The following is a 13,056-nucleotide window of genomic DNA, read 5'->3' on the forward strand; positions in this document are numbered from 1 at the left end:
GAACACCATGAGCGATTTCAACCTCGGGCGCCGTCGTGTCATGCAAGCGGTCGGCGCCGGGCTGTTGTTGCCGGGGCTGGCGCCGGCGGTGATCGCTTCGGTCAAGGATCGGCCGCAACTCACCGACGGCGTACAGTCCGGCGACCTGCTGGGCGACCGGGCGGTCATCTGGAGCCGCTGCGACCGCCCCGCGCGGATGGTGGTGGAGTGGGACACCCGCAGTCTGTTTCCCAACCCACGGCGATTCGTCTCGCCCCTGGTCGATGCGCGTACCGATTTCACCGCCCGGGTCGAACTCACCGGGTTGCCCGCCGACCAGGCGATTTTCTATCGCGTGCAGTTCGAAGACGCCCGGAATGGCGTTGCCAGCGAGCCCTGGTTCGGTCACTTGCGCAGCGTGCCGCAGGCTCGCCGTGACATCCGTTTTGTCTGGAGCGGCGACACCGTCGGCCAGGGCTTCGGCATCAACCCCGACATTGGCGGCATGCGCATCTACGAAGCAATGCGCCTGCGTCTGCCAGACTTTTTTATCCACAGCGGCGATACCATTTACGCCGACGGTCCGATCCCGGAACAGCTCATCACAGAAGGTGGCCGGGTGTGGCGCAACATCACCACCGAGGCCAAGAGCAAAGTCGCCGAGACCCTTGATGAGTACCGCGGCAATTACCGCTACAACCTGATGGACGAAAACATCCGTCGTTTCAATGCCGAGGTCCCGCAGGTCTGGCAGTGGGACGACCACGAAGTGGTGAACAACTGGTCGCCGGGCAAGCAGCTGGATGCGCGTTACCAGGACAAAGATATCCACAGTCTGGTGGGCCGCGCACGCCAGGCCTGGCTTGAATATGCGCCGATGCGTTTGCAGAGTGCCGATGGCGGCGGGCGGATCTATCGCAAGCTTGGTTACGGGCCGCTGCTCGATGTTTTTGTACTGGACATGCGCAGTTATCGCGGGCCCAACGATGACAATCAGGGCGCTGAAAAACCTTTCCTCGGGCGTGAACAACTGGACTGGCTCAAGCGCGAAATGCAGGCCTCGAACGCGCAATGGAAAGTGATCGCCGCCGACATGCCCATTGGCCTCGGCGTGCCCGACGGCGAGGTCAGCCCTGGTGTCGCGCGCTGGGAGGCCGTGGCCAACGGTGACCCCGGCCCGGCACAGGGGCGTGAACTGGAAATCGCAGAATTGCTCGGCTTTCTGCGGGCGCAAGAGGTACGCAATTTCCTGTTCCTGACCGCGGATGTGCATTACTGCGCTGCCCATCATTACCATCCGGATCGGGCGGCGTTTCAGGATTTCGAACCGTTCTGGGAGTTCGTCGCCGGACCGCTGAATGCCGGTAGCTTTGGACCGAACTCGCTGGATAAAACCTTTGGTCCTGAAGTGGTGTTCGAGAAGGCGCCGCCCGCGCAGAACGTCTCACCGTTTGCCGGGTTTCAGTTTTTTGGCGAGGTGAACATCGATGGGCAGAGCGGGGAGTTGAGCGTGGTGTTGCGGGATCTGGACGGGGTGTCTGTATTTGAGAAAAAGCTGCAGCCGGTTTGAGATGGATATGGATACATGAACCCTTGTGGGAGCGAGCTTGCTCGCGATGGCGGTATTACATTCAACACATTGGTTGACTGATAGACCGTAATCGCGAGCAAGCTCGCTCCCACAGGGAACTCAGTGAATCAGTACACGTCGCGGCGGTAGCGGCCCTGTTCGATCAGGCGCTCCACTTCGGCGCTACCCAACACTTCGTTGAGCACCTGATCCACGCCCGAAGCCATGCCTTGAAGGCTGCCGCAGATGTAGATCACCGCATCGTCCGCCAGCCACTTCTTGAGCTCGGCCGCCGATTCACGCAGGCGATCCTGTACGTAAATCTTTTCGGCCTGGTCGCGGGAAAATGCCAGGTCGAGGCGCGCCAGATCACCATTGATCAGCCACTCCTCCAGCTCCTTTCGGCACAGGTAATCGTGCTCGCGGTGGCGCTCGCCAAACAGCAGCCACTGGCGTTGCTGACCATCGGCAATCCGGGCCTTGAGCAGGCTGCGCAACCCGGCCAGGCCCGTGCCATTGCCCAGCAGGATCATCGGCACCGGTTGGGCCGGCAGATGGAAGCCACTGTTGCGCCGCACGCGCAGGCTGATGGAGCTGCCCACCGGCGCGTGTTCGGTCAGCCAGCCGGAACCGACACCGAGGTTGCCGTCGGCATGCACTTCCTGACGCACGATCAATTCCAGCACGCCATCGGCCGGGATCGACGCAATGGAATACTCGCGCATGGCCAGCGGCACGAGGGCCTCTGCCAACGCTTGGGCGTGCAGGCCGACCAGGTGGGCGCGGTTCTCCGGCAACTGGCGGCTGGCCAGGGCCTGTTCGAGGGTTTCTTCCAGGCCGTTGAGTTGCACCTTGGTTTCACCGTGAATCCCCATGCCGTCGAGGAAGTGCTCGATGGCCCACGGGCAATTGCGCGGCATCACTTCCACCAGGTCGCCCGCCAGCCAGCTGCTGGTGGAAGGAGGCTTGAGGCCCAACAAGTACACCGGCGAGCCACTGCTGTCCGGATTGAGCAGTTCACGATGCAGCAGGGTCCAGTTGTCGTAGCTGGGCGCTTGCCAGGTATCCACGGGGGCCTGGCCGGTCAACAGGCCCAGTTGCTGTTGCCAGTGGCGCAAGGCGTAAGGGTCACCGCTGTCGACCTCCACCGGGGCGAACAGGGTCTTTGCGCCATGTTCGCCCAACCAGGCGTGCAGGCGTTTGGCGAAACCGCAGAAGTGTTGATACTGCCGGTCGCCCAACCCCAGGACGGCGTAATTCAGGCGTCCCAGGCTCGGTGTCCGGCCCAGTACCTTGCGCTCGAAACTGCGGGCGCTGTCCGGTGCTTCGCCGTCGCCGAAGGTGCTGACCACGAACAAGGCATTGTTCGATTCATGCAAGTCCTGCTCGCTGACGTCCGCCAATGGCTGCACTTTGACCGGCAAGCCTGCGGCCTGCAATTGTCCGGCGGTTTGCCATGCCAGCTGTTCGGCAAAACCACTTTGGCTGGCGAAGCCGATCAGCCACGCCGGCGCGTCGCTGGCGGTTTGCACGAGATCTTTGCGCGCATCCTTGATCTGGCGTTTTTTGCGCCGACGATCCAGGTACAGTATCCAGCCGGTGATGAAGAACAGCGGCATGGTCAGCGAGGCGATGGTCAGGATAATGCGCCCGACGATGCCGAAGTAACTACCGACGTGCAGCGCATAGATGCTGGTCAGCAGTTGCGCCTTGAGGCTCTTGTCGCTGTAGCGATCAACCCGTTTGACCACGCCGGTGGCCGGGTCGAGGGTGATCTGGTTCAGGGCGCGGTCGTGAGGCGAAGTTTTCAGCAGGAAGTAAACGGTCGCCGGTTGGCCGGCCACGGGCGGCATGCGCACGTTATAGGAGCTGAGTTGCGGGCCGGCCGCACTGTAGATGCTGCTCCACATCGCCGCGTAATCGGCCGTCGGTGCCGGACCGCTTGGCGCAGGGCCGCGTCCGCCGCGAACGCGTTCGCTCTGTGGTGAGTCGGAGAGCAACCGGGTCAGGCCTTTGTTGTACCACTCGTAGGACCAGGACAACCCGGTCAGCGCCGCCAGGAGGTAAAACACCAGGCACCAGGTGCCGGCCACCGAGTGCAGGTCCCAGTTGAAGCTGCGGCCCTTTTTCTTCCAGTCCAGGGTCAGCCAGGTCCGCCAGCTTTTCCACTGGCGAGGCCAGCGCAGGTATAGGCCGGACAGGCAGAAGAACACCAGAATCAGCGTGCACGCGCCGGTGATCTGCCGCCCCGTGTCGCCCATGGCGAGGAAACGGTGCAGTTGCAGCATCAGGCCGAAAAAGCCCTGGCCGGTGGCGTCGCCGAGGAACTCGGCGGTGTACGGGTCGAAGTAGCGCATCTCGCCACGGCGTTCACCCGGCGGCGGGGTGAACCACACTTTGGCGGCGCTGCCGCTGTCCGTTTCCACCGTGAGCATCGAGACTTTTTTGCCCGATGCGGCTTCGATTCGCTCCACCAGTTCGACGGGCGGCAGCACACCGGCGACCTGTTTCTCGACCTGCAACACAGAAGGATTGAGTGTGCTCAGGATTTCATCCTGAAACGACACCGCCGCCCCGGTGATGCCCATCAGGGCCAGGACCAGCCCGGCGCTGATGCCGAAAAACCAGTGCAACTGGAACAGGGTTTTCTTCAACACGTCGCTCGCCTTGTTCGTTCAAGTTGATTCATCACGGCGCGCATTATGCCGTGGGGTTGTCGAGAAGCATTCTTTTTTACGCACAAAGGCCCCGTTCATGTGGATGAACGGGGCCAGGTCTGATTTCACCCTCTCCTGTGGGATTGCAGTGTGAGTGGCAATCAGAAGTGGAAGTTGGTGCTCAGCAAAGCGGTACGACCGGCCGCCTGGTTGGCGAAGTGAGTCGAGAACGCCTTGTCGTAGTAGGTTTCGTCGGTCAGGTTCTGTACGTTCAGTTGCAGGTCGACGTTCTTGGTCAGCTTGTACGCCGCCATTGCGTCGTAACGAACGTAGGAATCGACCATGGTGGTGTTGGCGGCACTGCCGAACACGTCATCGACATAGAACGCACCGCCACCGATGGTCAGCCTTGGCGTGACCTGATAGGTCGTCCACAGGCTGGCGCTGTTTTTCGGCGTGTTAGGCAGTTCGTTGCCGTTGTTGGCTTTGTTTGCCGGCAGGTCGCCGCCATCGACTTGCTCGCTGTCCATGTAGGCGTAACCGGCGAAGACCTGCCATTTGTCGGTGAGCTTGCCGGTGGCCGACAGTTCGATACCTTGAACGCGGGTTTTGCCGACGTTTTCAAACGTAGTGGTGTTGGTTTGCACACGAGCGTTTTCTTTCTCGGTGCGGAAGATGTCGGCAGTCAGGGACAAACGATCGTTCAGCAGATCCCACTTGGTACCGATTTCGTAGTTCTTGGTGGTTTCCGGCTCCATGTCGCTTTTGAGCAGGTTGCCGTTGCGATCCGGCGTGCCACCCAACGGGTTGCCTTCCGCGCCATCGCCGAGGGTGTTGCCTGGTGGAGTGGCAGACGTCGCATAGGAGGCATAGATGCTGCCGTTTTCCGCTGGTTTGTACACCACACCGAACTGACCGGTAACGAACTCGCTGGTGTCATCGCCCTTGGACGTGGTCACGCTGGAACCGTTGAAGGTTTTGTAGTCGGTGTCGAAATGGTCGTAGCGCAGGCCCATGTTCACCAGCCACTGCTCGGACAACGTCAGGGTGTCGAATACATACAGTGCGTAGGTGTTGGCCTTGGTATCGGTGCCCGCGTAGTTGCGGGAGATGGCACCGCTCCACGGATCATTCGGCGTCGGGTTGGACAGCGAGGTGCAGTTGTAACCGCTTGGCGCGCCGATCAGTGCCGGCGAGCAGTTGTTGGTTACCGCTGCCGTTCCCGGGGTGGTGTCCGTGTTGACGTTGTACGAGGATTTTTCACTTTCCTCGTGGGTGTATTCGACACCGGTGGAGAAGCTGTTCTTGAACCCGGCGATGTAGATATCACCAAACAGGTCGGTCTGGTTGGTGGTGGTCTCGGTGTTGCTCACGCGGGTGTTCGCCCGGCGCCAGACGCTGCCGTTGTTGACGTTGCCTTTACTGTCGTCCGGCTGGGTCAGGATGTAATCCTGCATGCTGGTGCCGTGACGCAGGGTGTTCTTGATGGTCAGCGAGTCGCTCAGGTCGTGCTCGATGGCGAAGGTCGCGGTGTCGGTGCGGGTCTTGCGGAAGTCGCGGTCGGTCAGACCATAGAAATTGCTGCTGTCGCCGCCGTCATTCGGCTTGTCCGGGTTGGACTTGGTGCGTCCAGCCGCGAGAGTGGTCGGGATCGAGTACGGAATGCCCGAATCCGGCGTGTCGTTGCTTTCGAGATGGTAGTAGTCGAGGTTGACGCGAGTGTCTGTACCCAGGCCGAAAGCCAGGGACGGTGCGACACCCCAGCGGTCGTAGTCGACGCTGTCACGTCCGGCGACGTTGCTCTCATGGCTCATCAGGTTCAGACGGCCAGCGGCAGTGTCGGTGAACTGATAGTTGCCGTCCATGGTGTAGCGCTGGGTCTGGTCGGAGCCCCAGGTGAAACCACCATCGAACGAATTGCCCAGGTGAGCTTTCTTGCTGACCAGGTTGATGCTGCCGCCTGCAGCGCCGCGACCGCCGATGGCAGAGTTCGGGCCTTTGCTGACTTCGATCGATTCCACGGCGAAGATCTCGCGGCTCTGGGAACCGGTATCGCGAACGCCATCCAGGTAGGTATCGCCCTGGGCGTCAAAGCCGCGAATGAACGGACGGTCGCCCTGTGGGTTGCCGCCTTCACCGGCACCGAAGGTGATGCCTGGAATGGTGCGCAGGGCGTCCTGCATGTTCATGGCGCCCGTGTCTTTCAACACTTGTTGCGGAATGACGGTGATCGAGCGCGGTGTGTCCACCAGCGGCGCGGTGTACTTGGGCGAGGAGGCTTTCTCTACGTTGTAGGTCGTCTCGTCCTGGGCTTCGCCGGTGATGGCGGTGGCGCCCAGCGAAATCACATTGCCCGGTGCTTTTTCGTCGGCTTTTTCCGCCGCGAAAACCATGTGGCCCGCAGAGCCGGCAGTAATCGCCATGCCGATGGCCGATGCGAGCAGACGTGGTGAACTGACCGGTACTTGTGGTTGTTGACGCGACATTTGAGTTCCCCTCCCCAAGGATTTGAGGCCGCGGAATATAGGGTAAACACGTATTCGTATCAATTGCGAAACATTACTATTCGCACTGAATTTACATTCTTTACAATTTACCCTTACGGTTTCTGCTGACTCATTCGTCAGATGTGTTTTACACAGGCAATAAGAATCAATACCATTGGCATCCCTTTGGTTTCAGGTGCCTTTGTCATGCTGCTGCACATTCCCGGCCTGTTTGAAAAAGACGAGGTGCAGCGCATTCGCGAGGCTCTGGAACAAGCCGATTGGGCCGATGGCAAGATCACCGCCGGCTACCAGTCGGCGAAGGCCAAACACAATTTGCAGTTGCCGGAAGGTCACCCGCTGGCCAAGGAGATCGGCGCGGCGATGCTGGAGCGGCTGTGGAAAAATCCGCTGTTCATGTCAGCAGCGTTACCGCACAAAGTCTTCCCTCCGTTAGTGAACTGTTACACCGCCGGTGGCAGTTTCGATTTCCATATCGACAACGCGGTGCGTCAGCCAAAAGGCAGCATCGAGCGGGTGCGTACGGATTTGTCCGCCACGCTGTTCTTCAGCGAGCCGGAGGATTACGACGGCGGCGAGCTGGAGATCCAGGACACCTTCGGCACCCAACGGGTGAAGCTGCCTGCCGGCGACATGGTGCTGTATCCCGGCACCAGTCTGCACAAGGTCAATGCGGTGACACGCGGAGCGCGACTCGCCTCGTTTTTCTGGACGCAAAGCCTGGTGCGTGAAGACAGCCAGCGCGCCCTGTTGTTCGAGATGGACGGGGCAATCCAGCAACTGACCCGCGATGTGCCCGATCATCCATCGCTGATCCGCCTGACCGGGACGTATCACAACCTGTTGCGTCGCTGGGTCGAGGTGTAAGTGGCGGATTTTCGTTTACGCCGCGAGGAAATGCTCGACGGTGAGCGCCTGCGCGCGATGCTCGACGAAAGTCCGGCCCGTGCGGCCCAGGCCATCCTGATTGCCGCACGAGAAGGAGAGGTCGAAGCCCAGGCCTTGCTCGGGCAGATTCTGCTCGACGGCCAGGGGATCGCGCAGGACCAACCGCTGGCGCTGAGCTGGTTCGGCATCGCAGCGCGCCAGGGGCACCTCATGGCGCGCAACATGCTCGGTCGTTGCCATGAGCATGGTTGGGGCTGCGCTGCCAATGCATCGCTAGCGGCCAGGCATTACCGACTTGCGGCCACTGCAGGGCTGGATTGGGCAATGTACAACTACGCCAATCTGCTGGCGACCGGTCGCGGGGTGATTGAGGATCAGCTTCAAGCACTGAGTCTCTATCGCCGTGCGGCTGAGTTGGGTCATGCAAAATCGATGAATCTGTTGGGGCGGTATCTGGAAGAAGGGCGGGTCTGTCCGGTGAATCCGGCAGCGGCTCGTAACTGGTATCGACGTTCAGCCGAAGGCGGGGATTTTCGCGGGCAGTTCAGCTTTGCAGCGGTCTTGACCGACGAAGGGAATATCGAGGATGCGCTGGTCTGGCTGCGCAAGGCGTTGGCTGGTGGCAACCTGAATTTTCTGCGAGTGGCGAGTCAGGCGCTGATGGGCGCGGTCGATCCGAGGATCCAGGCACTGGCCCACGAATTCCATCATCGTGCCGAAGAATTAACCCCAGTCTCTTGAGCCTTTGTGGGAGCGAGCTTGCTCGCGATGACGTCATGACTTCAGCATCAATGTTGATTGAGCTATCGCCATCGCGAGCAAGCTCGCTCCCACAGAGGGTGGCGTAAATGAAAAAGCCCATGACAGGTCATGGGCTTTTTGTTTTCTACGCAGTATTTACACGTAGAACGACTTCAGCGGCGGGAAGCCATTGAACTCGACGGCGCTGTAACTGGTGGTGTACGCACCGGTCGACAGCCAGTACAGGCGATCACCGATGGCCAGGTTCAGCGGCAGGCCGTACTTGTAGTTTTCGTACATGATGTCGGCGCTGTCGCAGGTTGGACCGGCGATGACCACTTCTTCCATTTCGCCTTTCTTCTCGGTCCAGATCGGGAACTTGATGGCTTCGTCCATGGTTTCGATCAGGCCGGAGAACTTGCCCACATCCGTGTACACCCAACGCTCTACCGCGGTACGGGATTTACGTGCAACCAGTACCACTTCGCTGACCAGGATGCCGGCGTTGGCGATCAGCGAGCGGCCTGGCTCCAGGATGATTTCCGGCAAGTCATCACCGAAGTCTTCCTTCAGGAAGCGGATGATTTCCTCGGCGTAGGTTTCCAGGCTGTTGGTGCGGGTGATGTAGTTGGCCGGGAAGCCACCACCCATGTTGATCAGCTTCAGGTGGATGCCGTCTTCTTCCTTCAGGCGTTCGAAGATCACTTTGACCTTGGCGATCGCCGCGTCCCAGACGCTGATGTCGCGCTGCTGCGAGCCGACGTGGAACGAGATGCCGTAAGGCACCAGGCCCAGGTCGCGAGCGAGGATCAGCAGGTCCATGGCCATGTCGGTCTGGCAGCCGAATTTGCGCGACAACGGCCAGTCGGCGGTGGTCGAGCCTTCGGTCAGGATACGCACGTAGACTTTCGAGCCCGGTGCGGCCTTGGCGATGTTGCGCAGGTCGGCTTCGGAGTCGGTGGCGAACAGGCGCACGCCCTTCTCGTAGAAGTAGCGGATGTCCTTGGATTTCTTGATGGTGTTGCCGTAGCTGATCTGGTCGGCGCTGACGCCGCGACCAAGCACTTTGTCCAGCTCGTAGATCGAGGCGATGTCGAAGCTCGAGCCTTTCTCTTTGAGCAGGTCGATAATCTCGACGGCCGGGTTGGCCTTGACCGCGTAGTAGACCTTGGCGAATTCGAAACCGGCGCGCAGGTCGTCATAGGCCTGGCTGATCATCGCGGTGTCGATCACCACGAACGGGGTTTCCTGTTTGTCGGCGAACGCCTTCATTTTCTGAAAGGTTTCACGCGCGAAATAGTCTTCGACCTGGATCGACATACCTGGGAGCTCCTAAAGGCAAACGTTGTTAATCAATGGGTGCAAATGAACGTCCTCCGTATCCCCACTTTGGTTCGCCTACTTCCCAAGGCATGTCGCCGAAAGCAAAAAGGCCATGGGAAGTGCAGCTTTCCCTTGGCCTTGCTGTCTCGTCGTCAGTACTTGAGCCGGATGGATCGTTTCCAGCATGGACGTTCGGCGCGAACTTTAGGGCGTGAGGGGCTTGAGATCAACAAAAAATGTCGCGTTTTTGCACTCTTCTGACGCGCGTTGCAGGCATCACTCTTTGTAACCGACACAGATGACAGTCGGATGTTCCCGAGGATTTATGGAGTGTTAAAAATACCTGCACGTTCGACGCTTTTGTGTGCAAAGTCGCTAGTAACTACGATAGCGTCAACATCGGCGAAGTTGGCTGCGAAAAGGTGGGCTGAGAGGGGGTTTTACTATTCAGGAGCGTGTTTTCGGATGGTTTTTACAGGCGCTACTGTTGATATTTTTTTCCGGCCTGCGAATCACTGGAAAATCGCATCGAACCTGTGGGAGCGAGCTTGCTCGCGATGACATTTTCACAGCCAGCATCGTAGTTGCCTGAAATGACGCCATCGCGAGCAAGTTCGCTCCCACAGGTTTTGTATTTTTACCGGGTAATGTCAGCTATCAGGCGACCACTGCCTCAGCTGGCGAGACGATATTGGTCTTCATCCCCCGCGAACGTCCGGAACTCAGGTACGCCGCAATCGACTCCTGTGTGACCTCGCCAAGGAACACCCGCTCGGCATCCATCACCGGCAACCACGCCCGATTGAACTCGTACATGCGCGACAGCAGGATGCGCAAATGCTCGTCGTACGCCGCCGTGGCGTTGAACTCGCGTTGGTACTGCGCGCAGGTGCCGCTCTGACGGTGCAAGTCACGACGTCGTACATAACCCAGGGCTTTATTCTCGGCACAAGTGACCACCACATAGCGTCGGTCATGCTCGTCCATCAACTCCAGAGCTTCGGCCACCGGGGTATGCGGGCTGACGGAAGGCGCGTTGTCCGCCGCATCTTCGGCTTTCACCAGCAGCAGGCGTTTCAGTGTGCTGTCCTGGCCGACGAAGTTGCTGACAAACTCATCCGCCGGATGCGCGAGCAAAGTGTCCGGGTGATCGATCTGCAGCAGCTTGCCGGCGCGGAAAATCGCGATCTTGTCGCCGAGCTTGATCGCCTCGTCGATGTCGTGGCTGACCATGATCACGGTCTTGTTCAGCGCCCGCTGCATTTCGAAGAACTCATTCTGGATCATCTCGCGGTTGATCGGGTCGACTGCCCCGAACGGCTCGTCCATTAATAGCAGTGGTGCATCGGCGGCCAGTGCGCGAATCACGCCGATCCGCTGTTGCTGGCCACCGGACAATTCGCGGGGATAGCGATGCAGATATTGCTTGGGTTCAAGCTTGATCATGCTCATCAACTCGCGGGCGCGGTCGTGGCATTTCTGCTTGTCCCAGCCGAGCAGTTTCGGCACGACCACGATGTTTTCTTCGATGGTCATGTTCGGGAACAAACCGATTTGCTGGATGACATAGCCGATGTTGCGGCGCAGTGTCACTTCGTCGAGGCCCGTGGTGTCTTCACCGTTGATCAGGATCTTGCCCGAGGTCGGTTTGATCAGGCGATTGATCATTTTCAGCGTGGTGCTTTTGCCGCAACCGGATGGCCCGAGGAACACGCAGATCTCGCCTTCGTTGACGGTCAGGCTCACCGAGTCCACGGCTTTCACGTCTTTGCCGTTGCTTTGGAAGGTCTTGCTGAGGTTTTGAAGTTCGATCATTTGAGCAGTCCTTTTGGAGTCAGCGAACGTTGCAGCACTTGCAGGATCAGGTCGGCGATGATCGCCAGCACACTGACCAGTACAGCGCCGACAATCAGCATCGACATGTCGCTGCGGCTGATGGCAGCGAGGATGAGTACGCCCAGGCCACCGGCGCCGATGGTCGCGGCGATGGTCATGACGCCGATGTTCATGACCACGGCAGTGCGCACACCAGCGAGGATCACCGGCACGGCGATGGGTAATTCGACCATGCGCAGGCGCTGACCGAAGGTCATGCCGATGCCGCGCGCGGCTTCACGGATGCCCGGTTCGACGTTGGTCAGGGCCAGGTAGGTGTTACGCATGATCGGCAGCAGCGAATACAGAAACACCGCGGTGATGGCCGGCATCGGGCCCAGGCCCTGGCCGAACTTGGAGTAGAACGGCAGCAGCAGGCCAAACAGGGCAATCGACGGCACGGTCAGCAGCACCGTGGCGCTGGCTTGCAAAGGCCCGGCGAGGCTCGGGAAGCGTGTCATCAGGATGCCCAGCGGCACGCCAACCACAATCGCCAGGGTCACGGCGATGCCGACCAGGGTGATGTGTTGGCCGGTCAGCTGTATCACCTGCTGCCAGTCGAGGTGGGAAAAGGCGTTGAGAAATTCCATGGCTTTTCCTCCTTATTTGATTGGATGCTGGCGCAGGAAATCTGCGGCAACGGACGAAGGGCTTTGGTGATCGACATCGACCCGCGCATTGAGCTCGCGCATGGTGTTGTCGTCGAACAGCTCAGCCAGAGGCTTGAGTTGTTCGGCCAGTTGCGGATGCGCATCGAGGTAGGCCTGACGCACCACCGGTGCGGCGGTGTAGTCGGGGAAGTAATGCTTGTCGTCTTCCAGCAGTTTCAGCTTGAAGGCGTTGAGGCGACCGTCGGTGGTGTAGACCAGACCGGCAAACACCTGGCCGTTACGCAGCGCGGTGTAGACCAGTCCGGCGTCCATCTGGCGGATGTTCTTGCGGGTCAGGTTCATGTCGTAGAGCTTGACCATGCCATCAAGACCGTCCGAGCGGTTGGCGAACTCGGTATCCAGCGCCACCAGATTGTTGGTCTCGGCCTCCTTGCGCAGCACCGAGTTCAGCTCGCTGATGGTGTTGATCTGCGGGTATTGGTCAGCAACGTTTTTCGGCAGTGCCAAGGCATAGGTGTTGCTGAATTTCGACGGTGTCAGCCAGACCAGGCCTTTTTTCGCGTCGAGTTCTTTTACTCGTGCGTAGGACTGTTCGCTGTCGAGTTTTTCAGTGACATGGTTGTAGGCCACCAGCGAAACGCCGGTGTATTCCCAGAGCATGTCCAGTTGGCCACTTTCATGGGCGCTGCGGGCCAGATTGCTGCCCAGGCCGCCGGTCACCTGCACCTCGTAACCCTTGGTGCGCAGGTACTGCGAGGTGATTTCCGCCAGCAGGGTCTGTTCGGTGAACACCCGGGCGCCGATGCGGATCAACGGTTTTTCCGTGGCTTGGGCAAATCCTGCGAACAGCAGGACGCAGCCTAGTAAAAAGCTTGAAGTTTTCATGACGATTCCTTTGCCGAGGC

General features: G+C 59.7%; 9 protein-coding genes. 3 read left to right on the forward strand and 6 right to left on the reverse strand.

Features of this window, described 5'->3' with window-relative positions:
- Positions 1-7 precede the first annotated feature (7 nt).
- Positions 8-1,549, forward strand: a complete 1,542-nt coding sequence (locus tag PSJE_RS13555; protein WP_090453055.1) for an alkaline phosphatase D family protein — start codon at positions 8-10, stop codon at positions 1,547-1,549.
- A 128-nt stretch (positions 1,550-1,677) separates the two neighbouring features.
- Here PSJE_RS13555 and PSJE_RS13560 read toward each other — a convergent pair whose 3' ends face one another.
- Together PSJE_RS13560 and PSJE_RS13565 are read right to left on the reverse strand one after the other, a co-directional pair.
- Positions 1,678-4,206 carry a PepSY domain-containing protein gene (locus PSJE_RS13560; RefSeq protein ID WP_090453056.1) on the reverse strand — a complete coding sequence of 843 codons (2,529 nt, stop codon included), beginning with the start codon at positions 4,204-4,206 and terminating at the stop codon, positions 1,678-1,680.
- Between the two features lie 161 nt (positions 4,207-4,367).
- Positions 4,368-6,692: a TonB-dependent receptor gene (locus PSJE_RS13565; RefSeq protein WP_057716460.1), complete on the reverse strand. Its 2,325-nt coding sequence runs from the start codon at positions 6,690-6,692 to the stop codon at positions 4,368-4,370.
- A gap of 207 nt (positions 6,693-6,899) precedes the next feature.
- Between PSJE_RS13565 and PSJE_RS13570 the strand changes: the two genes are divergently transcribed.
- Positions 6,900-7,580 (forward strand): Fe2+-dependent dioxygenase, encoded by a 681-nt coding sequence (locus PSJE_RS13570; protein ID WP_090453057.1) that lies wholly within the window; start codon positions 6,900-6,902, stop codon positions 7,578-7,580.
- Positions 7,581-8,342: a tetratricopeptide repeat protein gene (locus PSJE_RS13575; RefSeq protein ID WP_224795448.1), complete on the forward strand. Its 762-nt coding sequence runs from the start codon at positions 7,581-7,583 to the stop codon at positions 8,340-8,342. It begins immediately after the preceding gene.
- 156 nt (positions 8,343-8,498) lie between these two features.
- Here the strand turns inward: PSJE_RS13575 and PSJE_RS13580 are convergent, their stop codons facing one another.
- The 4 genes from PSJE_RS13580 to PSJE_RS13595 form a co-directional block, all read right to left on the reverse strand.
- Entirely contained in the window at positions 8,499-9,662 is a 1,164-nt protein-coding gene (locus PSJE_RS13580) for a type III PLP-dependent enzyme (RefSeq protein ID WP_056728269.1), read from the reverse strand.
- A gap of 660 nt (positions 9,663-10,322) precedes the next feature.
- Entirely contained in the window at positions 10,323-11,480 is a 1,158-nt protein-coding gene (locus PSJE_RS13585; RefSeq protein ID WP_090453059.1) for an osmoprotectant ABC transporter ATP-binding protein OsmV, read from the reverse strand.
- Entirely contained in the window at positions 11,477-12,130 is a 654-nt protein-coding gene (locus PSJE_RS13590; protein ID WP_057716456.1) for an ABC transporter permease, read from the reverse strand. The genes PSJE_RS13585 and PSJE_RS13590 overlap by 4 nt, the downstream gene beginning before the upstream one ends.
- 12 nt (positions 12,131-12,142) lie before the next feature.
- Positions 12,143-13,036 carry a glycine betaine ABC transporter substrate-binding protein gene (locus PSJE_RS13595; RefSeq protein ID WP_057716455.1) on the reverse strand — a complete coding sequence of 298 codons (894 nt, stop codon included), beginning with the start codon at positions 13,034-13,036 and terminating at the stop codon, positions 12,143-12,145.
- Positions 13,037-13,056 lie beyond the last annotated feature (20 nt).

Origin of the sequence: Pseudomonas jessenii, assembly GCF_002236115.1 — a bacterium.
GTDB lineage: Bacteria > Pseudomonadota > Gammaproteobacteria > Pseudomonadales > Pseudomonadaceae > Aquipseudomonas > Aquipseudomonas jessenii.